We start from the raw sequence: 24,526 nt of genomic DNA on the forward strand, positions 1-24,526 counted from the left end.
TAAAAAGAGCGAGACCCGAAATCCTGTGATAAACACGGGATTTCGGGCCTCGCTCAGGTGGTCCGCACTAGGCGGTCCGAACGTTCCGAGTGGGAACGACGATCAGGCTACTTAGCCTTTTCGACGATCTCCACGAGACGCCAGCGCTTGTCAGCGGACAGCGGACGGGTCTCAACGATGACAACGAGGTCGCCGATGCCGGCGCTGTTCTCTTCGTCGTGAGCCTTCACGTTCTTGTTGCGACGCAACACCTTGCCGTAAAGGGCGTGCTTAACACGGTCCTCGACGTCAACGACGATGGTCTTCTGCATCTTGTCGGAAACCACGTACCCGCGGAGGGTCTTGCGGTCGCCGCGCTCTGCTGCTGCAGCCACTGCGTTCTCCTTCTCGCTCATTACTTGGCTTCCTCAGTCGCTTCGGCTTCGGTCGCCTTCTTGGAAGACTTCTTAGCCTTCTTGGCTTCCTCAACCGGAACGACGACTTCCTGACGAATGCCCAGTTCGCGTTCGCGCAGCACCGTGTAGATGCGGGCGATGTCGCGCTTGACAGTCTTCAGACGGCCGTGCGATTCGAGCTGACCGGTGGCCGACTGGAAACGGAGGTTGAACAGCTCCTCCTTGGCCTTCTTCAGTTCCTCAACCAGACGGGCGTTATCAAAGCCGTCCAGCTGCTCGGTTACGAGATCCTTGGATCCGATTGCCATTCCTATTCACCACCCTCACGACGCACGATGCGTGCCTTAAGCGGCAGCTTATGGATTGCCAGGCGCAGTGCCTCGCGAGCTACCTCTTCACTTACACCGGAGAGCTCGAAGAGAACTCGTCCCGGCTTGACGTTTGCGATCCACCACTCAGGCGAACCCTTACCGGAACCCATACGGGTTTCGGCAGGCTTCTTCGTCAACGGACGGTCCGGGTAGATGTTGATCCAGACCTTTCCGCCGCGCTTGATGTGACGGGTCATGGCGATACGAGCGGCCTCAATCTGGCGGTTCGTGACGTATGCAGGCGTTAGAGCCTGGATGCCGTACTCACCGAAGGCTACCGTCGTTCCGCCAGTTGCTGCGCCACTCCGACCGGGGTGGTGCTGCTTGCGGTACTTAACTCGGCGTGGGATAAGCATTTAAGCCTGTCCTCCTTCTACAGCCGCCGCCGGTGCCTCTACAGCTGCTGCTGCTTCAGCTGCCGGAGCAGCGGTGTTGCGGTCGTTACGACGACGGCGTTCGCCACCGGCGGCCGGACGAGCGCCGCCCGGACGATCGCCACGTTCGCCGCGGCCACGAGCCGGAGCTGCTGCAGCCTGAGCTGCCAGTTCCTTCGAGGTCACGTCGCCCTTGTAGATCCAAACCTTCACGCCGATGCGGCCGAAGGTGGTCTTGGCTTCGAACTTGCCGTAGTCGATGTTCGCACGCAGGGTGTGCAGCGGCACACGGCCTTCGCGGTAGAACTCCTTGCGGGACATTTCGGCCCCACCCAGGCGACCCGAGCACTGGACACGGATGCCCTTGGCTCCGGCGCGCATGGCCGACTGCATTGCCTTCTTCATCGCACGGCGGAAAGCCACGCGGGAAGTCAGCTGCTCGGCGATGCCCTGAGCAACAAGCTGAGCTTCGATCTCGGGGTTCTTGACCTCGAGGATGTTCAGCTGAACCTGCTTTGCGGTGAGCTTTTCCAGCTCGCCACGGATGCGATCGGCTTCGGCGCCGCGGCGGCCGATAACGATGCCCGGGCGTGCGGTGTGGATATCCACACGCACACGGTCACGAGTACGCTCGATCTCAACGCGGGCGATGCCTGCGCGCTCCATGCCAGTGGTCATGAGCTCGCGGATCTTTACGTCCTCACGAACGAAGTCCTTGTAGCGCTGACCTGGCTTGTTGCTGTCTGCGAACCAGTGCGAAACGTGGTCGGTAGTGATACCGAGTCGGAACCCATGCGGGTTGACTTTCTGTCCCATTTACTTTTCCCCACCCTTCTCCGGGCTCGCAACGACCACAGTGATGTGGCTGGTGCGCTTCTTGATCTGGTATGCACGACCCTGAGCACGCGGCTGGAACCGCTTCATGGTCGGGCCCTCGTCAACAAACGCTTCGCTGATGAACAGCTCGTCTTCGTTGAACGCGACTCCGTCGCGATCTGCGGCGGCACGGGCATTTGCCACGGCCGACGCTACAACCTTGAATACCGGTTCCGATGCCTGCTGAGGAGCAAACTTCAGAATCGCCAATGCCTCATTCGCTTGCTTGCCACGAACAAGGTTGACGACGCGCCGGGCCTTCATAGGCGTTACGCGGATATGGCGCGCAATTGCCTTGGCTTCCATTGCTTTCCTTCTCTCGTCTATCGAAGAAGTGCTAAGCACTCGCTAACCCCAGGGGGTTAGCGGCGCTTGCCCTTCTTGTCGTCCTTCACGTGGCTGCGGAACGTCCGCGTCAAAGCGAATTCGCCGAGCTTGTGCCCGACCATCGACTCGGTGACAAACACAGGGATGTGCTTGCGTCCGTCGTGCACGGCGATCGTGTGCCCCAGCATGTCGGGGATGATCATCGAACGGCGGGACCACGTCTTGATGACGTTTTTGGTGCCCTTTTCGTTTTCAGCTTCGACCTTGAGGAAGAGGTGCTGATCGACGAAGGGGCCTTTCTTCAGGCTGCGTGGCATGTTTCCAGGCTCCTATCGCTTGTTCTTGCCGGTACGACGGCGACGCACAATGAGCTTGTCGCTTTCCTTGTTCGGACGACGGGTGCGTCCTTCACGCTTACCGTTCGGGTTGACGGGGTGACGTCCACCGGACGTCTTACCCTCGCCACCACCGTGCGGGTGATCTACCGGGTTCATGGCAACGCCACGGACGGTCGGGCGGACGCCCTTCCAGCGCATGCGCCCTGCCTTGCCCCAGTTGATGTTCGACTGCTCGGCGTTGCCAACCTCGCCGATGGTTGCGCGGCAGCGCACATCAACGTTGCGGATTTCGCCCGACGGCAGACGCAGCTGAGCGAAGCGGCCCTCACGGGCAACCAGCTGGATCGATGCACCGGCGGAGCGGCCCATCTTGGCGCCGCCACCCGGACGCAGCTCCACGGCGTGGATAACGGTACCCACCGGGATGTTGCGCAGCGGCAGGTTGTTGCCCGGCTTGATGTCGGCGCCTGCGCCGGCTTCAATCGAGTCGCCCTGCTTCAGCTTGTTCGGGGCAATGATGTAACGCTTGGTTCCATCAATGTAGTGCAGCAGCGCAATGCGAGCCGTGCGGTTCGGGTCATACTCGATGTGAGCGACCTTTGCCGGCACGCCGTCCTTGTCGTGACGACGGAAGTCGATCAGACGGTACTGGCGCTTGTGTCCGCCACCCTTGTGACGGGTGGTGATCTTACCGGTGTTGTTACGGCCGCCAGTCTTGTGGAGCGGGCGGAGCAACGACTTTTCCGGGGTGGACCGGGTGATTTCTGCGAAGTCAGCTACGCTCGAGCCGCGAAGGCCCGGGGTAGTCGGCTTGTATTTACGGATTCCCATAGTATATTTCCTCGTTAAAGTGGTCTCCGCTTAAGAAAGCGGACCGCCGAAGATGTCGATCGTGCCTTCTTTAAGGGAAACGATCGCGCGCTTGGTAGCTTTGCGTGCACCCCATCCGAATTTGGTGCGCTTGCGCTTGCCAACACGATTAAGGGTGTTGACGGAATCAACCTTGACGTTGAAGATGCTCTCCACTGCCAGCTTGATTTCCGTCTTGTTCGAGCGCGGGTCGACCAGGAAGGTGTATTTGCCTTCGTCGATCAGACCGTAGCTCTTTTCCGAGACGACGGGTGCGATGACCACATCGTGCGGAGCCTTGGAGAAGGTGCTCACTTGGCTTCCTCCTTCTGGACCATGGCATCGAATGCTGCCTTGGTGAAGATGATGTCATCGGAAACCAGCACATCGTAGGTGTTGAGCTGGTCTACGTAGAGCACGTGCACCTCAACGATGTTGCGCACCGAAAGTGCTGCTACGTCGTTGTTGCGCTCGATGACTACGAGCAGGTTCTTGCGCTCGGACAGAGCGCGAAGGTTCGCCAGTGCTTCCTTGGTGGACGGCGTAGTGCCGGCGACCAGGGCTTCGATGACGTGAACGCGGTTGTTGCGAGCGCGGTCAGACAGGGCGCCGCGCAGTGCAGCAGCCTTCATCTTCTTGGGGGTGCGCTGGCTGTAGTCACGCGGGGTCGGGCCGTGTACGACGCCACCACCGGTCATGTGAGGAGCACGGATGGAACCCTGACGGGCGCGGCCGGTGCCCTTCTGAGCGTGCGGCTTGCGACCTGCGCCGGAAACCTCGGCGCGGGTCTTGGTCTTGTGCGTACCCTGACGAGCAGCAGCCAACTGGGCCACAACGACCTGGTGCAGCAGCGGAACGTTCGTCTGGACATCAAAGATCCCGGAGGGGAGTTCGACGTTGAGTGCCTTGATAGACATGTACTTATGCTCCCTTCACGGCAGAGCGGACGAGGACGACCTTGCCACGGGGGCCGGGAACGGCACCCTTGATCAGCAGGAGGTTCTTCTCGGCATCGACACCGTGAACCGTGAGGTTCATGGTCGTGACGCGCTCGGCACCCATGCGGCCGGCCATTTTCTGGCCCTTGAAGACGCGTCCCGGGGTGGATGCTCCACCAATGGAACCCGGCTTACGGTGGTTCTTGTGAGCACCGTGCGATGCCGGAGCGCCGTGGAAGCCGTGACGCTTCATGACACCGGCAAAGCCCTTGCCCTTGGAGGTTCCAACGACGTCGACCTTCTGGCCGGCGGCGAAGAGCTCGACGGACAGTTCCTGGCCCAGGGCGTAGGAAGCGGCGTCGGCGGTGCGCAGTTCAACGACGTGGCGGCGCGGGGTAACCCCGGCTGCTTCGAAGTGACCTGCGAGCGGCTTGGTGACCTTGCGCGGGTCGATCTGGCCGTAGCCGATCTGAACCGCTACGTAGCCATCGCGCTCGGCGTTGCGAAGCTGGGTGACAACGTTGCTGTCGGCCTGCACAACGGTTACCGGAATGAGGTTGTTGTTCTCATCCCATACCTGGGTCATGCCGAGCTTCGTGCCCAGCAGGCCCTTTACATTACGGGTTGCGGTCATAGTTTTCTCGCCACCTCCCCTAGAGCTTGATTTCGATGTTGACGTCCGCCGGCAGGTCGAGACGCATCAGCGAATCTACGGCCTTCGGGGTCGGATCGATGATGTCGATCAGACGCTTGTGCGTGCGCATTTCAAAGTGCTCACGGCTGTCCTTGTACTTGTGCGGCGAACGGATAACGCAGTACACGTTCTTCTCCGTCGGCAGCGGCACAGGGCCAACTACGGTTGCGCCTGCGCGCGTGACCGTCTCAACGATCTTCCGGGCAGAAACGTCAATGACCTCGTGGTCATACGACTTCAGCCGGATGCGGATTTTTTGTCCCGCCATGGCGTCATGCCTCTTTCTGATAGCACTCTCTGTCAAATTACTGTGCCCTACGGGTCCTTGACGGACCGGCACGCCTCATATCGGACTGAATCCGGATGAAATCCGGGTTCCTCACCCCGCCGAGGCCGACCCCCGCGCTCGGGCGTGTCGCGTTTTTAGCGCTTCACGAACCGTAGAAATTCGAGGGGGTGTCGTCTTTCGCTTTTCCACTTCGGCCGTACCGCTCCCTGGCCCCGGGCATTATCCCGGGCGAGACGCGATCCCTGTTGAATAACCCACTGTCCCGGTATCGGAGAACCGATCGGCAGACAGAGAGCACGGAAAAGCTATCGAACAACTTGTCCAGTGTGGCAGGTATTGCAGCCAAACGCCAAATCGACGTCTCCATCAGCTCACGTCCTCCGCTGGGCCAGCGGCGCTGATGAAGGGAGTACCGGGCCGAAAATCCCGCATTTTCAAGCCGGAAACTCCGCCAATGCCCATCACTGAGCGGCGATCGATATTCTGTCTAACCGTAGGTGAGGTGGCAAAAGTCACCGTCTGTCTTTGTGACCGCTGGCTATCGGCCGGGCGGCGGCGGCGGGGGTGTCACGAGCGCTGCTGCCTCGGGCACCGGGGCGGCAGGCGCGCCCGTATGTTGCGGTGGCTGGCGTTTACCCATTCGCGCAAGCCGCCAAAGGGCTACGGCAATCAATCCACCGGCCAGGACAAAGAGCAACAGGAAAGTGTATCCGCGCAGGAACCACAGCACCATCAGCCCGCTGCCGACAGCGCCCCAGATGACAAAAGTTCGGCGGTTGAGCAGCAACCCCGCGGCCAACAGCCCCGTGTAAGCCAGCAGAATCCAGAGCTGGCGCCCCGGTGTCCACCCGGCGATGGCGCCCAGACTGAGAAGCCCCGCCGATGCCCCCAGAAGGACAGTCGCCCGAGCACCACGCCGTCTCATGAATTCATAGCCCGCAAATAAGGCCAAGATGACAACCCAGTACTGGGTACCCCAGAAAAGGTCGATTCCGTCCCGATACACGGTCCATCCTCTTTGCGCCGAAGCGGCAGCAACCAGCAAGGCAGCTTCCATCCCGGTTTCCCGGAGGGAAACCGGAAATTCGGTCCATCCGGCGGCGAAGGCCGCGACCACGAGCAGGATGCATCCGGTATAGGCCCAGGTTCCAAAACTTGTGGCACCGATCAACCCCGCCATGCCTAGAATCAGCAGTGCGCCGAGGTGAAGTATCCGCGCGTGGGCGTTGCACCACCCCTGATGTACGGATCCAATGCCCTTCAATGACATGATCGGTGCATGGAACCGGCCTCCGGCAAGTCCCGCTATGAACAACACCGCGGCTGCTGTCGAGAGTCCAGCAACCGAATCGGCAGGTTCAGTCCAACGCAGTTGAAGAGCCTCATGCCACCAACTGATCGCGGCCAGTGCGGCGGGAACGGTTAGCAACACCGTGCCGGATACCAGTATTGCCCGTCCTGTAGTCGCGGAGAAAACCGCAAAAGCAAGGGCACCGAGCAGGTAGGCCAACAGCATCCAGCTCGATGAACCACTTATCTGGAGCACCAGAATCGTCCCGGCGAAAACCGTGACGAAGAATGCACGCAAGCCTCGGTATCCCACTCCCCCGATAGCCGAGGCCTCAGCCTTGAGCAGCGCTGTGGCAAGTGCGGTGCACAAGAGTGTGGCCACGACCGAATCCCACAGAGGTTTCGGCAGCCACCCCCCGTCGCGCAGCCCCGGTTCCCACACCGGTGTCACCACAAGGATCAACACCCCTAGGCCCACTCCGAGAGAAGCCATCTTGTGAAGGCCGAGATGCGGTGCTGAATCTCCGCGCAGCCACCACCCCAGGGAGAATCCGCTCAGGCACAGTCCTTGGACCAATAGCGCAGCCTGGTCGACCTGTGTGCCGGCAAACGCGACATACGATACAGGGAGCATGAGCAAAACGCCCTGAGTTAACCAGCCCATTTCCCGGCGCAGTCCGATCCCGCCGAACCCCAAAGATCCATTTTTGAACCAGAATCTGAATGATTGAGCGAGCGCCAGCGTAAACGCGGCTAGCGCCATTCTTCCGTGCGCGTCGGCACCCCACATATCAGCCAGCCGCAACGCTGAACCCGTGAAGAGCAGCTGTGCCAGAATTGCGTACCATCCCTTGACCTGAGGGCGTCCCGGTGCGGATATGCGGCCCCCTACATAAACCAACGCAACGCTCGCTCCAGCGATCAGCAACCAATCTGGCTCTATCAGAGCAAGGACTGGTAGGACGAAAGCAATCCCCAAGAGCCCAATAAAGTGGGCGACCAATCTGGCCATGCCAGCCGCGGACCCACGCGGGTCCACCCAGTCAAGATCTCTAGAGGTATTGGAAGCAGGTTCTCGTTCATGCCAGTGCGTTCCCAAGACAATGGTGGCGGCAACGAACAATGCAATAAGCAGCACTATTGCCATCAATCTTGCCCATGGCATCAACAGCCATTCCGGCTCCGTTCTTCCGTTGAAGTCGAAAACACCGCCGGCACCGATGAGCAGCCCCAACACCGCGGTGGCAGTCAAGGAACCTACAGCTAACATCACCGCCTCGGGCACAAAGGCAACCACTGATTTCTGGCCCACAGAAGTGTTCGCTCGGTACGGGCTCAAGCGGGACGCCGAAACCAGCAGCTGAAGGATCGTCATGAGAATGAATCCCACACCCGCGGCCTGGAGAACAAGGCTGCCGACGGATGCGTCCCTGCCTCCCACCATGCTCGGTGCGAAGGTGGCCCCCGCCGCTAGCCATCCAACCAGAGCCGCAGCGGTAATCGGCGTCAGGGCCCTCATGGCAAGCCCCACCTGTCCACGCAATACAGGATCCACCCGGCGGACAGCCCACCAGGCCAAGATGATCGCGGCGATCAGCACCAAACCCTGCCGACCTGGAGCTCCATTGAAAGGTTCAACGACTACCGGCAATGCCGCCAACAATGGCATCCAACGCAGCTTTGCTCCGAGCACGCGTGTTGCGCAGGCCGCCGTCAGCAACAGCGCCAGGATAGACCAGTTCAGATCAGCTACGGCCCAGGCACTTTGATCCCCCGCAATCCAGCGTTCACCACCGGCAAGTACCAGTAGTGCCGTCACGCCAAGCACAATCTTTGTTTCAGCGGCCAGCTTGGACTCATCCATCCCTGCCAGCCCCATATAGCGCCGGCGGGCTGCCAAGACGGTCAGCTGTTGAGCCAATACGAAGCAGGCAGTGACTCGAAAAGCCATTTCGTTTCCGACCTCGAAATGGCTCAGCAATGCACTCAAAGCAAGCGTTCCGCTTAACCTGATTGCCATCAGGTGAATGCGACGTTCGGCTGGGCCGGCCTGAAAAAAGGCCACTGTGTAGTAGACCGCAGCGGCCGTGAAGACCCAGAGGTACTCGGCTGCGGTGAGGACCTTGAAGGACAGCAAGGCTGCTGCAACCGTTGCAGGCACCAGGAAACGATGTGCTGCAGTGAAGGATTCCAGATAGATGCTATGGAGCCAGCGTGGTCGCCGGGCTGCCAATAGGGTCAGGCCGGAAGCGACAATCATGCTGAAAATGAAATACCAAATCAAACCGCGGTTCAAAACGGCTCCCCCGGACCATGCTGTAGAAACGAGGAACACGGTGGATAGGGCAGCAAGCACCCGGCTTTTCATGCGCGAGCAGGCAAAAATAAATGCCGCCGTTCCCACTAGGGAACCGCCAAACCATGAGGCCCCCGAATCCTTTCCAAGCAGCAGGTAATAGGCCAAAGCGGTGATCGGGATCAGCGCCAGACCTGTCCCGGCGAAGGCGACTGCGGCGGGCCGCAATCTACTGCTTTTGGCATGCATCAGCAGTCCACCAGTGTAGAAAGCAACGGTCAGCAGTCCCAGCCCGAGCACTTTCACCAGCGCGGGGAAGACGAGACCGATGATGAGGGAGGAGGCCGCAACCACCATCAGCGCAGCAACATACAGCGTGATGTTGATATTGCGGAGCGTTCGCTGCTCAGGGCTCAGTGCAGGCCTTTGGGCGGCCGGCGGCAGCACCCAAACCGGTGTCGGCGACGCTGTCACGAGGACAGGGTCAAAGGGTACGGAAACCATCGGGCTCCCGGCATCGGTCGTACCGAAATTTGCTGGTCCATGCAGGTCCTGCGCCGTTCCTTGCCGGGCCGAGACCGGCTGAGGCTCCGGTCTGTTCGGAGGCGGGAAACCTGGCGTGGTGGACTTCGCACCCGCAGATGCGCTTGCCGCGTCGAAGCCCTGTTGCCAGGCCTTGGCCAGCTCGAGCTTGAGCCGGTTCGTTGCGCCCTGTCCGTTCCGGCCCTGCCCCCAACCGATGAGCAGCCCGATGAGCAGACATACGACCGCCAACAGCAACCACATGGGGAATCTCCTTCTCCGGAAAGTCTTGAATATCCAAGCTTAACCCTAGAAGAACCACTTTTCCCGCATTCAAACTAACTGATGGATATATATGTCCGGTAAAAGACGAAAGACCCCGATGCCGAAGCATCGGGGTCTTTCGTTAGCCAATCAGGCCAGGATCAAAGCTTGAAATTAAGCGGTGATCTTGGTGACCTTGCCTGAACCAACGGTGCGGCCGCCTTCGCGGATAGCGAAGCCGAGGCCCTCTTCCATGGCGATCGGCTGGATCAGCACGACCGACATTTCGGTGTTGTCGCCTGGCATGACCATTTCCGTGCCCTCGGGCAGGGTGATGACGCCGGTTACGTCCGTTGTGCGGAAGTAGAACTGCGGGCGGTAGTTCGAGTAGAACGGGTTGTGACGTCCGCCTTCATCCTTCGAGAGGATGTAGACGTTGGCCTCGAAATCGGTGTGCGGGGTGATGGAACCCGGCTTGACGATAACCTGGCCACGCTCGACGTCTTCGCGCTTGATGCCGCGAAGAAGCAGACCACAGTTCTCGCCGGCCCAAGCCTCGTCGAGCTGCTTGTGGAACATCTCGATACCGGTAACCGTGGTCTTCTGGACCGGACGGATGCCGACGATCTCGACCTCGGAGTTGATGGCGAGGGTACCACGCTCGGCGCGGCCCGTAACAACGGTGCCACGGCCGGTGATGGTGAAGACGTCTTCAACCGGCATCAGGAACGGCTTGTCGCGGTCACGAACCGGGGTCGGCACGTGCTCGTCAACGGCGTCCATCAGGTCCTCAACGGACTTGACCCAAACCGGGTCGCCTTCCAGAGCCTTCAGGCCCGAAACGCGGACAACCGGTGCCTCGTCGCCGTCGAAGCCCTGCGAGGACAGAAGTTCGCGAACTTCCATTTCCACGAGGTCAAGCAGCTCTTCGTCATCGACCATGTCGGACTTGTTCAGTGCGACCAGCAGGTAGGGCACGCCAACCTGGCGGGCCAGCAGAACGTGCTCGCGGGTCTGAGCCATCGGGCCGTCAGTAGCGGCAACCACCAGGATAGCGCCGTCCATCTGGGCAGCACCGGTGATCATGTTCTTGATGTAGTCAGCGTGACCCGGGGCATCAACGTGCGCGTAGTGGCGCTTCTCGGTCTGGTACTCAACGTGCGAGATGTTGATGGTAATGCCGCGCTGGCGCTCTTCCGGAGCCGAGTCGATCTGCGAGAAATCGCGCTGCTCGTTAAGATCCGGGTACTTGTCAGCAAGCACCTTGGAAATGGCGGCGGTCAACGTGGTCTTACCGTGGTCAACGTGACCAATGGTGCCGATGTTGACGTGCGGCTTGTTCCGCTCGAACTTTGCCTTTGCCACAGGTTCCTCCTAGAAACGTTTACAGAAGACGTACCTCGCCCACTCGGATCGCGGGCGAACTCATACAAGTCTACTGGGGGCTGAATGAATTCTTTAAATCTTGGCTTCCATCGGGGCTCTTACCGAGTCCATCAGTCGGCCCGCAGGGGCCCTGGCCTGGAATTCCAGGCCAGGGCATCCACGTTGCGGTGCTTGCCCGGATTGCCGGGTTCACAACCAATAATGCATCCTTGGGAGATTACTCGCCGCGGGACTTCTGGATGATCTCGTCGGCAACAGCCTTCGGGACCTCAGCGTAACTAGCGAAGGTCATCGAGTAGACGGCACGACCCTGGGTCTTTGAACGCAGGTCACCAATGTAACCAAACATCTCAGACAGCGGAACCGTAGCTCGGATAACCTTCACGCCCACTGCGTCTTCCATCGAGGCGATGGATCCACGGCGGGAGTTCAGGTCACCGATGACATCGCCCATGTACTCCTCGGGAGTACGGACTTCGACATCCATGACCGGCTCGAGGATGATCGGCTGGGCGCGGCGTGCGCCTTCCTTGAACACCTGTGAACCAGCAATCTTGAACGCCATTTCCGAGGAGTCAACGTCGTGGTAGGCACCGTCGAGGACGATTGCCTTCACGCCGACCATCGGGTAACCGGCCAGGATGCCAAACTTCATGGCGTCCTGGATACCGGCGTCGATCGACGGGATGTACTCGCGCGGGATACGGCCGCCGGTGACGGCGTTCTTGAATTCGTAGATGACACCATCAACGACCTCAAGCGGCTCGAAGGTGACCTGCACCTTTGCGAACTGGCCGGAGCCACCGGTCTGCTTCTTGTGAGTGAAGTCGACCTTTTCGGCGGCCTTCTTGATCGTTTCGCGGTAAGCAACCTGCGGCTTGCCGACATTGGCTTCGACGCGGAATTCGCGGCGCATGCGGTCCACCAGGATATCCAGGTGGAGCTCGCCCATGCCGCCGATTTCGGTCTGGCCAGTGTCCTCGTTGAGGGAAACGGTGAACGTCGGGTCCTCAGCGGAGAGCTTCTGGATGGCCGTGGAGAGCTTCTCCTGATCACCCTTGGTCTTCGGCTCGATGGCCACGAAGATAACCGGTGCCGGGAAGGACATCGATTCGAGAACGATCGGGTTGGCCGGATCGCACAAGGTATCACCGGTGGTGGTGTCCTTGAGGCCAATCACAGCGTAGATGTGGCCCGCGTGGACCTCTTCTACCGGCATTTCCTTATTGGCGTGCATCTGGAAGAGCTTGCCAATGCGTTCCTTCTTCTGCTTCGTCGAGTTCAGCAGCTGAGTACCCGGAGTTGCCTTACCGGAGTACACGCGGATGAAGTTCAACTGGCCGAAGAACGGGTGCGTTGCGATCTTGAAAGCAAGTGCCGAGAACGGCTCGTCTTCACTCGGCTGGCGAGTGATTTCGATTTCTTCGTTCTTCGGATCGTGACCGATCGTCGCGCCGACATCCATCGGGTTAGGAAGGAAGTCGATAACGGCATCAAGCATCGGCTGAACGCCACGGTTCTTGAAGGCTGAACCACAGAAGACCGGGTAGATCTCCGAGTTGATGACCATCTTGCGAATGCCGGCCTTGAGTTCAGCAATGCTGATCTCTTCGCCTTCGAGGAACTTCTCCATGAGCTCGTCAGAGCCCTCGGCGACGGCCTCAACCAGGTTGGCGCGGTATTCCTCGGCCTTTTCCTGAAGATCCGCGGGGATCTCCTGGATTTCGTAGGCGGCACCCATGGTGACGTCGCCCTTGGAGTCGCCTTCCCAGACGAAAGCCTTCATCGTCAGGAGGTCGACAACGCCGGTGAACTCCGACTCGGAGCCGATCGGCAGCTGCATGACCAGCGGCTTGGCACCAAGGCGCTTGATGATGGTGTCGACGGTGTAGTAGAAGTCGGCACCCAGCTTGTCCATCTTGTTGACGAAGCAGATACGCGGAACGTTGTACTTGTCAGCCTGACGCCAGACAGTCTCAGACTGCGGCTCGACGCCTTCCTTGCCATCGAAGACGGCAACGGCGCCATCGAGCACGCGCAGGGAGCGCTCCACCTCAACGGTGAAGTCAACGTGACCCGGGGTGTCAATGATGTTGATCTGGTTGTTGTTCCAGAAGCAGGTTACGGCGGCAGACGTAATCGTGATGCCGCGTTCCTTTTCCTGCTCCATCCAGTCAGTCGTCGAAGCACCATCGTGCGTTTCGCCGAGCTTGTGGTTCACACCCGTGTAGAACAGGATGCGCTCCGTGGTGGTGGTCTTACCGGCATCGATGTGCGCCATGATGCCGATATTGCGGACCTTATTGAGGTCGGTAAGCACGTCCTGTGCCACGATGTCTCCCTTAGTTGGTTGTGTCCGGTACAACGACGGAATCGGCACTTAAGTGCCCATTCCGTCGTTGTCAAAAACCGCTTTTTACCAGCGGTAGTGGGCGAATGCCTTGTTGGATTCAGCCATCTTGTGCGTGTCTTCGCGGCGCTTGACAGCGGCACCGAGACCGTTGGACGCGTCCAGGATCTCGTTCATGAGACGTTCGATCATCGTCTTTTCGCGACGGGCCTTGGAGTAGCCAACGAGCCAGCGAAGAGCCAGCGCGGTGGAGCGGCCCGGCTTGACCTCAACCGGAACCTGGTAGGTGGCGCCGCCGACGCGGCGTGAGCGAACCTCGAGGGCCGGGCGGACGTTGTCCATGGCCTTCTTCAGGGTCACGACCGGGTCGTTTCCGCTCTTGGCCAGTACGCCTTCGAGTGCTCCGTAAACGATGCGCTCTGCGGTGGACTTCTTGCCGTCGACGAGTACCTTGTTGATCAGCTGCGTGACCAACGGGGCACCGTAGACCGGGTCGGAAACGAGGGGGCGCTGAGGCGCGGGGCCCTTACGAGGCATTACTTACTCTCCTTCTTGGCACCGTAGCGGGAACGAGCCTGCTTACGGTTCTTGACACCCTGGGTATCGAGGGCGCCACGCACGATCTTGTAGCGCACACCCGGAAGGTCCTTCACTCGACCACCGCGGACAAGCACGATGGAGTGCTCCTGCAGGTTGTGGCCGACGCCCGGGATGTAAGCGGTAACTTCAACGCCGCCGGCAAGGCGCACGCGGGCAACCTTACGGAGTGCCGAGTTCGGCTTCTTCGGGGTGGTGGTGTACACACGGGTGCATACGCCACGACGCATCGGGTTGCCCTTAAGGGCAGGGGCCTTGGTCTTTTTGACCTTCGGCGAGCGGCCCTTACGGACCAGCTGCTGAATAGTAGGCACTTTCGTGTCCTCCGATTTCTTGGTTCTGCCGCACCTGCCACTCTTGACGAGGCTGCAGGAACTGCGCTTTTGGTCGTTTCATCGCACCGTCCGCGGATTCGACCGTAGGCGTGCAAAAGTGTGGCATCTGTTGCGCAACCTACCCGCAACCCGGACCGTGTCCATTTGCCACACATAAAAACAATTAACACAAGAGTAGCACGAACTCGAACACCTTAATGACGTGGATCTCATCACACGACCGGCGGAAGCCGCGCGCGCATCGGGAAGACTGGTTATCTCCTGCCCGATTCACTGCTTCGCCACGGCCGACGCTCCCGAGCAATGCTGCACAGACGCCGAAGACGCGCTGCCATGTCCAAGATCCCTGGGCTGACACGGCGCCTTCAGCCCGAAAAGCCGGTGGTTTGCGGGATGTCGTGGAGTCGGCTGTCATGCTCCCGTCGTGCTCGTTTGCCGCCATCCCCGCCAGGTCCCGACCGGCGATGTCACCGAAGGTCCGCGCCGGGCCTATGTTAATACCACCGGCGGTGTCATGCACTCCCCTGATGCTGGCTTGGTCGTTGCCCACCACACGCAGCCCCCCCGATGGCCGTCCCATCGCTGCGCAGCACCCTGGAACGAGCATCCGCAACCATCCCGGCAAAGGTGCCGAAGGATCCGGGCACGCTCTTCACCACATGGAACGGCCACTTCTCAAGGGTGCCCAGCGTCGGGCTCGAGGCGTTCTTCGGGCCTCCGCCATAGCGCTTGAATTCGCTGGCCCCGCTGCCGAACTTCGGATCTACGCCCAGCCGGGCGTTTTTATTGAACTCGGCAACGGTTACCTCGAGACCCACCGCATCGAGGCAGCGCACCACACGCTCCCGGTCGTCATGGTTCCCGCCCTCGCTCTGGAACCGGTTACCGCGCACCCAACAGGTCCCCGCCGAAGAGGCCGTGCCCCTGCTCAAGTATTCGGTCTTTTCTGCTGCCAGCACGCACGCGCCGTGCGCGGAGGTGATCAATGCTGCAGAAAGCCACGCCGCACCTGTGGCGAGCACCAAGATATCCACTTCTCGGTCCCACTGTTATGCAGGGCACTGTTTCACGACTCCCCGTTGGCATAAGGACTGTGCTTCACCGCCGCGCCGTCAGAACCGTATGAAACGCCCAACCATGTACTGTCCACGATATTTTTGCCATTGATTATATAGGGGCTGAGCATGGTTTCCAGCCGACGGTTCCTCCGGCCCTGACCGCCAGGAAAACACTCCGGCGACGGCACCGCATCCGCTGGATCATCGCCGTGATGCAGTCCGCTTTCCCGAGGGGTTAAGAACGGCCCTCATCCAGCCACGACCGGTTGCCATAGGGGCGCTTCTCGGCGCCCATCGTGCGTGAGAGCGAGTGCCCGGCGGCAACCAAGACCGGAATGATCAGCTGTGGGGAGTCCTCGGCCACCGGAGTGACTACGGCGATCGCGCCGACCACCGCATTCCGCACCCCGAATACCGGCACGGAATAGGCCACGTTCGACTCGACTAGAACGCCCTTGAGGCAGGAATAGCCGCGTTCGCGGATCAGTGCCAAGTGCGACCTGATACTGATGGGATCGATATCGGTAGACGGAGTCACCCGCTCGAGATCCGTGGACAGGAATCGCTCCTGGACCGGATGCGGTGCGTGGGCCATCATCGTCAGGCCGGCTGAGGTGGTGTGCATGTCGAGTCGTCCGGCAACTTCGGCCAGGATCGAAGCCGTACCGTGCTGGTCAAGCCGTTCCAGATATAGCACGCTGTGGGATTCGAAGCGCGGAATCGATAGCGAAACGTGTTGCCTTACTGCCGCATGGATGCCCTCAAGCACCGGAAGACCTCGACGGCGAAAGTCCTCTGCCGGGTTGCTGCGCGCCGCCAGTTCCCACATCTGGATGCCCACGCCCAGTCGGCCTTCGGGATCGCGTTCGAGCAGTCCCGCATCGAGCAGCTCCGTGGCCAGCCGATGCGTGGTGCTGGTGGACAGGCCGGTGGACCGTGCGAGCTCGCTCATGGTCAGCTTCGGCGTGTCACGTCCGAAGGCGCGCAGGATCTTCACCGTCCGTTCAATCACGGACTCCCCCGAGAGTGAATTTGCCACGCATTTCCTTCCCGGTTCCCTGGCCCGATGCCCTCAGCGCTTAAGCCTACAGATGCCACTGGCCGACATACCCCGAATGGGGCATGCCGGCCAGTGGTGTTACATCGGGTGGTGTCCGGAACCGTTGGTCCCGGACATCTCCGGTGCCTTAGCGGTAGTCGTTACCGAGGTCGTAGTCGTCCATCGCGATGGCGTGGAATTCCGGGCTCATGCCCGGCTCAACACCGTCGTAGTCGAAGCCCGTTGCAAACGCGCTCTGACCGGTGAACAGGTTCGCCTTGGCCGCTTCGGTCGGTTCGACCGTCACCTGGGTGTAGCGATCCAGACCGGTACCGGCCGGGATCAGCTTACCGATGATGACGTTTTCCTTCAGGCCGAGCAGCGGATCGGACTTGCCTTCCATTGCAGCCTGGGTCAGGACACGCGTGGTCTCCTGGAAGGATGCGGCGGACAGCCAGGAATCCGTGGCCAGCGAGGCCTTGGTGATGCCCATGAGCTCGTCACGTCCCGAAGCCGGGGTCTTTCCTTCGGAGACCGCACGGCGGTTCTCGTTCTGGAAACGGTTACGCTCTGCCAATTCACCGGGCAGCAGGTCGGTTTCGCCCGACTCGATGACGGTGATGCGGCGAAGCATCTGACGAACGATGACTTCCACGTGCTTATCGTGGATGCCTACGCCCTGGGACTGGTAGACCTCCTGGACTTCGCGGACGAGGAACTTCTGTGCCTCGCGCGGGCCCAGGACACGCAGGACCTGCTTCGGGTCGATTGCACCGGCAACCAGCTGCTGGCCGACGGCGACGTTGTCGCCGTCCTGCACGAGCAGGCGGGCACGACGCAGAACCGGGTAGGCGATTTCTTCGTCGCCATTGTCCGGAGTGATGACCACGCGCAGCTGCTTGTCGCCATCTTCGATGGTGACTCGGCCGGCAACCTCGGAGATCGGGGCGACACCCTTGGGGGTACGCGCCTCGAAGAGCTCCTGGATACGGGGCAGACCCTGGGTGATGTCTTCCGCCGAGGCGGCACCACCGGTGTGGAAGGTACGCATGGTCAGCTGGGTACCCGGCTCGCCAATGGACTGGGCTGCAATGATGCCCACGGCTTCGCCGATGTCCACGGTCTTGCCGGTGGCCAGCGAACGGCCGTAGCACAGCGCACAAGTTCCGACTGCCGATTCACAGGTCAGCACGGAGCGGACCTTGATCTCGGTGACGCCGGCCTTGAACAGTTTGTCGATGAGCACGTCGCCCACGTCAGAGCCGCCCGCGGCCAGGACGGTGCCCTTTGCATCGATGACGTCGGTTGCCAGCGTACGGGTGTACGCCGAGTTCTCGACGGTCTCGTGCATGCGAACCGTACCGATCTCGTCCACCGAGGCGATCGGCACGGTCAGGCCGCGCTCGGTGCCGCAGTCGGACTCGCGAACGATGACATCCTGCGAGACGTCCACCAGACGACGGGTCAGGTAACCCGAGTTGGCGGTCTTCAGCGCGGTATCCGCCAGGCCCTTACGGGCACCGTGGGTCGCGATGAAGTACTCGAGGACCGACAGGCCCTCGCGGTACGAGGACTTGATCGGGCGCGGGATGATCTCACCCTTGGGGTTTGACACCAGGCCACGGATACCGGCGATCTGGCGCAGCTGCAACCAGTTACCGCGAGCCTTGGAGGTCACCATTCGGTTAATGGTGTTCAGCTCTTCCATGCCGGCCTGCATGGCCGCGGCAACCTCGTCGGTCGCCTTGGTCCAGATGTCGATCAGGTCCGAACGGCGCTCGACGTCGGCGATGAGGCCCTTGTCGTACTGCTGCTGGACCTTCAACGCACGCACTTCGTACGGGGCAAGGATTGCGGCCTTGTCCATGTTCGAGGTAATGTCCGAGATCGCCACGGTGATGCCGGAGCGAGTCGCCCACTTGAAGCCGGAATCCTTGAGGTTATCCAGCGTTGCTGCTGTGACGACCTTCGGGTAGCGCTCAGCGAGGTCGTTGACGATGTCCGAAAGGGCATCCTTGCCTGCGACACGGGCAACCCAAGGGTAGTCCACGGGCAGCGTCTCGTTGAACAGGACCTGACCGAGGGAGGTTTCGATGAGGGCAGGCGTGCCTGCTTCCCAACCTTCCGGGGCCGGCTGCTCCTCGGACGGCACGAAGCCGTCAACACGGATCTTGACGATCGAGTTCAGGTGCAATTCGCCGCGGTCCATGGCCATGATGGCCTCGGATGCCGAGGTGAATGCCCGTCCCTCGCCCTTTTCACCCGGACGCTTGGTGGTCAGGTGGTGAAGGCCGATGATCATATCCTGCGTGGGCAGGGCAACCGGGCGGCCATCGGAAGGCTTCAAGATGTTGTGCGAGGAAAGCATCAGGATGCGCGCCTCTGCCTGGGCCTCGGGGCTCAGCGGCAGGTGGACTGCCATCTGGTCACCGTCGAAGTCGGCGTTGAACGCGGCACAAACAAGCGGGTGCAGCTGAAGGGCCTTGCCCTCGACCAGCTGCGGTTCGAATGCCTGGATGCCTAGGCGGTGCAGGGTGGGTGCACGGTTGAGCAGCACCGGGTGTTCGGTGATGATCTCTTCCAGTACATCCCAGACCTGCGGACGGTAGCGCTCGACCATGCGCTTGGCGCTCTTGATGTTCTGCGCGTGGTTAAGGTCAACCAAGCGCTTCATCACGAACGGCTTGAAGAGCTCCAGCGCCATCTGCTTGGGCAGACCACACTGGTGCAGCTTCAGCTGCGGGCCGACGACGATGACCGAACGGCCGGAGTAGTCGACGCGCTTGCCGAGGAGGTTCTGACGGAAACGACCCTGCTTGCCCTTGAGCATGTCGCTCAGGGACTTCAACGGACGGTTGCCCGGTCCGGTGACCGGACGGCCACGACGGCCGTTGTCGAACAGCGAGTCAACGGCTTCCTGAAGCATGCGCTTCTCGTTGTTCACGATGATTTCCGGAGCGCCGAGGTCCAACAAGCGCTTGAGGCGGTTGTTGCGGTTGATCACACGGCGGTACAGGTCGTTGAGGTCGGAGGTCGCGAAGCGGCCACCGTCCAGCTGCACCATCGGGCGCAGTTCCGGCGGGATGACCGGTACGGCGTCCAGAACCATGCCCAACGGGGAGTTGGTCGTGGTGAGGAACGCGTTGACAACCTTCAGGCGCTTCAGGGCACGCGTCTTGCGCTGGCCCTTGCCGTTCTGGATGATTTCGCGCAGGATCTCCGCTTCGGCTTCCATGTCGAAGCCCTGGAGGCGCTTCTTGATGGCTTCGGCGCCCATGGAGCCTTCGAAGAACAGTCCGTAGCGCTCGCGCAGCTGACGGAACAGTCCTTCGTCGCCTTCCAGGTCGGCGACCTTCAGGTTCTTGAAGCGGTCCCAGACCTGCTCCATCCGCTCGATCTCGGCGTCGGCGCGCTTACGCACCTGGGCCATCGTCTTATCGGCGAAGTCGCGGGCCTTCTTCTTTTCCGCTGCCTTGGCGCCTTCGCCCTCCAGGCGTGCCAGCGTCTCTTCCAGATCGCGCGCGATGGCAGCGATGTCGGAGTCGCGGGTGTCGATCAGGTTCTTGCGTTCCAGATCGTGCTGTGCCTGCAGGTTCGGGAGCTCGGCATGACGGCGGTCTTCGTCGACTGCGGTGATCATGTAGGCAGCGAAGTAGATGATCTTCTCAAGATCCTTCGGTGCCAGGTCAAGCAGGTAGCCCAAGCGCGAGGGAACGCCCTTGAAGTACCAGATGTGGGTCACGGGAGCGGCAAGCTCGATGTGGCCCATGCGTTCGCGGCGCACCTTGGCTCGGGTAACTTCGACGCCGCAGCGTTCGCAGATGATGCCCTTGAAGCGCACGCGCTTGTACTTACCGCAGTAGCACTCCCAGTCGCGGGAGGGGCCGAAGATCTTCTCGCAGAAGAGTCCGTCCTTTTCCGGCTTGAGCGTGCGGTAGTTGATGGTTTCCGGCTTCTTAACCTCGCCGTAGCTCCACCCGCGGATCTCTTCCGCGGTTGCGAGGCCAATGCGCATAAGGCCGAATGAGGATTCGCTGGACATATGGTCCCTGTCTCTCTCGTATGTTCTCTGAAGTCTGTTGCCGTGACGGTGGGGATTCCGCCACGTGGGTCTTTGAGGGGTCCGTTGCCGGAGGCGGGGGCCCGGTTGTTCACCGGGACCCCGCGCTCCTAGCTAGACCTCTTCGACGGAGTTCGGTTCCGACCGGGAAAGGTCGATGCCGAGTTCTTCCGCGGCCCGGAAGACTTCTTCGTCCGAGTCCCGCATTTCGATCGTGGTGCCGTCGGTGGAGAGGACTTCCACGTTCAGGCACAGCGACTGCATTTCCTTGATGAGCACCTTGAAGGATTCCGGCACGCCGGGCTCCGGGATGTTCTCGCCCTTGACGATGGCCTCATAGACCTTCACACGGCCGTGGATATCATCGGACTTGATCGTCAGCAGTTCCTGCAGGGTGTAGGCGGCACCGTAGGCCTCCAGGGCCCACACTTCCATCTCACCGAAGCGCTGGCCGCCGAACTGGGCCTTACCACCCAGCGGCTGCTGCGTGATCATGGAGTACGGACCGGTGGAACGTGCGTGGATCTTGTCGTCGACCAAGTGGTGCAGCTTCAGGATGTACATGTAGCCAACGGACACCGGATCCGGGAACGGCTCGCCGGAGCGGCCGTCGAACAGGCGCGCCTTGCCGGAGTTGCCGATCAGGCGCTCACCGTCACGGGTCTTCGCCGTGTGGTCGAGCAGCCCGCGGATCTCGTTCTCGTCCGCACCGTCGAACACCGGGGTGGAAACGGTCGTCGGAGCGGATTCACGCGGCAAGTTCGGAAGGTTCTTAATCCATTCCGGCTCGCCCTCGATCTTCCAGCCCTGCCTGGCTGCCCAGCCCAGGTGGATTTCCAGAACCTGGCCGACGTTCATTCGACCCGGAACACCCAGCGGGTTCAGGACGACGTCAACGGGGGTTCCGTCTTCCATGAACGGCATGTCCTCGATCGGAAGGATCTTGGAGATGACGCCCTTGTTACCGTGGCGCCCTGCCAGCTTGTCACCATTGGTGATCTTGCGCTTCTGTGCCACGTAGACGCGGACCAGCTGGTTGACGCCCGGGGGCAGCTCGTCGTCGTTGTCGCGGTCGAAGATGCGAACACCGATGACTGTGCCGGACTCGCCGTGTGGAACCTTCAACGAGGTGTCGCGCACTTCGCGGGACTTCTCGCCGAAGATGGCGCGCAACAGGCGCTCCTCGGGGGTGAGCTCGGTTTCGCCCTTCGGCGTGACTCGGCCAACCAGGATGTCCCCTGCTTCGACCTCGGCACCGATATGGATGATGCCGCGCTCGTCGAGCTGGGCCAAGATGTCCTCGGACACGTTCGGGATGTCACGGGTGACTTCCTCGGCACCAAGCTTGGTGTCGCGGGCGTCAACCTCGTGCTCCTCGATGTGGATCGAGGTCAGCACATCGTCGGAAACCATGCGCTGCGAGAGGATGATGGCATCCTCGAAGTTGTGGCCTTCCCAAGACATGAAGGCAACCAACAGGTTCTTGCCCAGTGCCAGTTCACCCTTGTCGGTGGACGGGCCGTCGGCCAAGATCGAGTTGAACTCGACGCGGTCGCCCTCGGAGACCATGACGCGCTGGTTGTAGGCGTTGCCCTGGTTGGAGCGTGCGAACTTCATCACCGGGTAGGCGGATTCAGTTCCGTCGTCGTTCATGACGGTGATCAGGTCCGCAGAGACCTCGGAGACGACGCCCGGGTTGACGGCGGTGATCGAGTCACCGGCGTCGATCGCGACGTACTTCTCCATGCCGGTACCGACGAGCGGGGATTCCGAAGCCAACAGCGGCACGGCCTGGCGCTGCATGTTGGCGCCCATCAGTGCGCGGTTCGCGTCATCGTGCTCGAGGAACGGGATCAGCGCGGTTGCTGCCGAAACCATCTGGCGAGGGGAAACGTCCATGTAGTCGATTTCCGACGGATCCACGAGCACGGGCTCGCCGCCGCCGCCACGCTCACGGCAGAGGACCAGGTCCTCGACGAAGCCATTGGCTTCGTTCATGGGCGCGTTGGCCTGCGCGATGATGCTCTCGAGCTCTTCATCCGCGGTCAGGTAATCGATCTGGGCGGTCACGATGCCGTCCACGACCTTACGGTACGGGGACTCGATGAAACCATAGGCGTTGATGCGGGCGTAGGTTGCCAGCGAGCCGATCAGACCAATGTTCGGGCCTTCAGGGGTTTCAATCGGGCACATGCGGCCGTAGTGCGACGGGTGAACGTCTCGAACTTCCATGCCGGCGCGGTCACGGGACAGGCCACCCGGGCCCAGCGCGGAAAGACGACGCTTGTGCGTCAGACCGGCCAGCGGGTTGTTCTGGTCCATGAACTGCGACAGCTGGGAGGTTCCGAAGAACTCCTTGATGGCAGCGACAACGGGACGGATGTTGATCAGGGTCTGCGGCGTGATGGCCTCGACGTCCTGGGTCGTCATGCGTTCGCGGACGACGCGCTCCATGCGGGACAGGCCGGTACGGACCTGGTTCTCGATGAGCTCGCCAACGGCGCGGATGCGGCGGTTGCCGAAGTGGTCGATGTCATCGACCTCAACGCGCACGTTCACCGGTTCGCCGTTGCGGATGCCGCCGATGGTCTTCTCGCCTGCGTGCAACGCCACCAGGAACTTAATCATCGCAACGATGTCGTCCAGGTTCAGCACAGAAGCAATCGAGGAGTCCAGCGGGGTTTCGACGCCGAGCTTGCGGTTGATCTTGTAACGACCAACCTTCGCCAGGTCGTAGCGCTTGGAATTGAAGTACAGGTTGTCCAGCAGCGACTGCGCCGCATCAACTGTCGGCGGCTCGCCCGGGCGAAGCTTGCGGTAGATATCCAGCAGTGCTTCTTCCTGGGTATCCGTGGTGTCCTTTTCGAGGGTCGCACGGATTGACTCGTACTGGCCGAACTCTTCCAGGATCTGGCCTTCGGTCCAGCCGAGTGCCTTCAGCAATACGGTGACCGACTGCTTGCGCTTGCGGTCGAGGCGAACGCCGACCTGGTCGCGCTTGTCGATTTCGAGTTCGAACCAGGCACCACGCGACGGGATGATCTTCGCGGTGAAGATGTCCTTGTCACTGGTCTTGTCCGGGGTGCGCTCGAAGTAGGCACCCGGGGAGCGGACCAGCTGAGACACGACGACACGCTCGGTGCCGTTGATGATGAAGGTGCCCTTGTCGGTCATCAGCGGGAAATCGCCCATGAACACGGTCTGCTGCTTGATTTCGCCCGTGTTGTTGTTCATGAACTCGGCCTTGACGTACAGCGGCGCGGCGTATGTGGCGTCGCGGTCCTTGCACTCGGCCATGGTGTACTTCGGATCGGCAAATTCCGGTTCCGAGAAGCTCAGGGACATAGTCTCCTGGAAATCCTCGATCGGGGAGATCTCTTCGAAGATCTCGGCAAGGCCGGACGTGGATGCCACGCCGGAGATGCCTTCCTCACGGGCCTTTTCCACGCGCTTCTTCCAACGCTGGTTGCCGACGAGCCAATCAAAGCTCTCGGTCTGCAGCGCCAGGAGGTTAGGCACGTCAAGGGGCTCGTGAATCTTTGCGAATGAGAGTCGGCCGGCATATTCTGCGCTTCGGGCCGAGCTAGCGGTTTGGTTATTAGAGGTGCTCGAGGCGACCAAGAGGGATCCTTCCACAGACCGTCAGGTTTCCGACGCCCGCCCTTCTGCATGGGATAGCCCATGAACAGCACCTTGTGAGCAGGCCTACCGCTATATGAGGGCCGAAGGTAAAGAGGGAAGACGCAAAGCTCCATACTACACGTTTCCGCCTACCATGTCGAACGCCCCGCGCGCAACCACACTCGTCCACCGCGCAGCCGGACCACCCGGCCACTTGCTCCCGGGTACGCCGCCGCCAGCCTCGCCGTGCATTCTGT

Annotated in this window: 20 protein-coding genes; all 20 read right to left on the bottom strand. The window is 61.1% G+C overall.

What is annotated here, in order from left to right; all coding sequences use genetic code 11:
* Positions 1-107: 107 nt before the first annotated feature.
* Positions 108-395, bottom strand: a complete 288-nt coding sequence (gene rpsQ / locus E9229_RS00705; protein WP_183509309.1) for a 30S ribosomal protein S17 — start codon at positions 393-395, stop codon at positions 108-110.
* Positions 395-703 carry a 50S ribosomal protein L29 gene (rpmC, locus tag E9229_RS00710; RefSeq protein WP_183509311.1) on the bottom strand — a complete coding sequence of 103 codons (309 nt, stop codon included), beginning with the start codon at positions 701-703 and terminating at the stop codon, positions 395-397. Before rpmC ends, rpsQ begins: the two co-directional genes overlap by 1 nt.
* A 2-nt stretch (positions 704-705) precedes the next feature.
* The gene (rplP, locus tag E9229_RS00715) at positions 706-1,122 is read right to left on the bottom strand and encodes a 50S ribosomal protein L16 (RefSeq protein WP_183509312.1); all 417 of its coding nucleotides are present in this window, start codon (positions 1,120-1,122) and stop codon (positions 706-708) included.
* On the bottom strand, positions 1,123-1,956 hold the full coding sequence (rpsC, locus tag E9229_RS00720) for a 30S ribosomal protein S3 (RefSeq protein ID WP_183509313.1): 834 nt from the start codon (positions 1,954-1,956) through the stop codon (positions 1,123-1,125).
* On the bottom strand, positions 1,957-2,322 hold the full coding sequence (rplV, locus tag E9229_RS00725) for a 50S ribosomal protein L22 (protein ID WP_183509314.1): 366 nt from the start codon (positions 2,320-2,322) through the stop codon (positions 1,957-1,959). It lies immediately after the preceding gene.
* A 56-nt stretch (positions 2,323-2,378) separates the two neighbouring features.
* A complete protein-coding gene (rpsS, locus tag E9229_RS00730; protein ID WP_183509315.1) occupies positions 2,379-2,660 on the bottom strand; it encodes a 30S ribosomal protein S19 in 282 nt (93 codons plus the stop codon).
* A gap of 12 nt (positions 2,661-2,672) precedes the next feature.
* Positions 2,673-3,512 (bottom strand): 50S ribosomal protein L2, encoded by an 840-nt coding sequence (gene rplB, locus E9229_RS00735; protein WP_183509316.1) that lies wholly within the window; start codon positions 3,510-3,512, stop codon positions 2,673-2,675.
* Positions 3,513-3,542: 30 nt separating this feature from the next.
* Complete coding sequence (rplW, locus tag E9229_RS00740; protein WP_183509317.1) at positions 3,543-3,845, bottom strand: 50S ribosomal protein L23; 303 nt, start codon at positions 3,843-3,845, stop codon at positions 3,543-3,545.
* The gene (gene rplD, locus E9229_RS00745; RefSeq protein WP_183509319.1) at positions 3,842-4,447 is read right to left on the bottom strand and encodes a 50S ribosomal protein L4; all 606 of its coding nucleotides are present in this window, start codon (positions 4,445-4,447) and stop codon (positions 3,842-3,844) included. Before rplD ends, rplW begins: the two co-directional genes overlap by 4 nt.
* Positions 4,448-4,451: 4 nt before the next feature.
* The gene (rplC, locus tag E9229_RS00750) at positions 4,452-5,102 is read right to left on the bottom strand and encodes a 50S ribosomal protein L3 (RefSeq protein ID WP_183509321.1); all 651 of its coding nucleotides are present in this window, start codon (positions 5,100-5,102) and stop codon (positions 4,452-4,454) included.
* A gap of 19 nt (positions 5,103-5,121) precedes the next feature.
* Complete coding sequence (rpsJ, locus tag E9229_RS00755; RefSeq protein WP_003803825.1) at positions 5,122-5,430, bottom strand: 30S ribosomal protein S10; 309 nt, start codon at positions 5,428-5,430, stop codon at positions 5,122-5,124.
* 559 nt (positions 5,431-5,989) lie between these two features.
* A complete protein-coding gene (locus E9229_RS00760) occupies positions 5,990-9,823 on the bottom strand; it encodes a hypothetical protein (protein ID WP_183509322.1) in 3,834 nt (1,277 codons plus the stop codon).
* 174 nt (positions 9,824-9,997) lie between these two features.
* Positions 9,998-11,188: an elongation factor Tu gene (tuf, locus tag E9229_RS00765; protein WP_183509323.1), complete on the bottom strand. Its 1,191-nt coding sequence runs from the start codon at positions 11,186-11,188 to the stop codon at positions 9,998-10,000.
* Positions 11,189-11,426: 238 nt separating this feature from the next.
* Positions 11,427-13,541 (bottom strand): elongation factor G, encoded by a 2,115-nt coding sequence (gene fusA, locus E9229_RS00770; RefSeq protein ID WP_183509325.1) that lies wholly within the window; start codon positions 13,539-13,541, stop codon positions 11,427-11,429.
* 84 nt (positions 13,542-13,625) lie between these two features.
* Positions 13,626-14,096, bottom strand: a complete 471-nt coding sequence (gene rpsG / locus E9229_RS00775; protein WP_183509326.1) for a 30S ribosomal protein S7 — start codon at positions 14,094-14,096, stop codon at positions 13,626-13,628.
* A complete protein-coding gene (rpsL, locus tag E9229_RS00780; RefSeq protein WP_183509327.1) occupies positions 14,096-14,470 on the bottom strand; it encodes a 30S ribosomal protein S12 in 375 nt (124 codons plus the stop codon). Before rpsL ends, rpsG begins: the two co-directional genes overlap by 1 nt.
* A gap of 533 nt (positions 14,471-15,003) precedes the next feature.
* On the bottom strand, positions 15,004-15,513 hold the full coding sequence (locus E9229_RS19150; protein WP_312855690.1) for an FAD-binding protein: 510 nt from the start codon (positions 15,511-15,513) through the stop codon (positions 15,004-15,006).
* A gap of 271 nt (positions 15,514-15,784) precedes the next feature.
* Positions 15,785-16,588 (bottom strand): IclR family transcriptional regulator, encoded by an 804-nt coding sequence (locus tag E9229_RS00790; RefSeq protein ID WP_183509328.1) that lies wholly within the window; start codon positions 16,586-16,588, stop codon positions 15,785-15,787.
* A gap of 148 nt (positions 16,589-16,736) precedes the next feature.
* Entirely contained in the window at positions 16,737-20,630 is a 3,894-nt protein-coding gene (locus E9229_RS00795) for a DNA-directed RNA polymerase subunit beta' (protein ID WP_183509330.1), read from the bottom strand.
* 132 nt (positions 20,631-20,762) lie between these two features.
* The gene (gene rpoB / locus E9229_RS00800) at positions 20,763-24,269 is read right to left on the bottom strand and encodes a DNA-directed RNA polymerase subunit beta (protein ID WP_183509331.1); all 3,507 of its coding nucleotides are present in this window, start codon (positions 24,267-24,269) and stop codon (positions 20,763-20,765) included.
* Between the last annotated feature and the right edge of the window lie 257 nt (positions 24,270-24,526).

This window comes from Paeniglutamicibacter cryotolerans, from assembly GCF_014190875.1.
Classification (GTDB): Bacteria; Actinomycetota; Actinomycetes; order Actinomycetales; family Micrococcaceae; genus Paeniglutamicibacter; species Paeniglutamicibacter cryotolerans.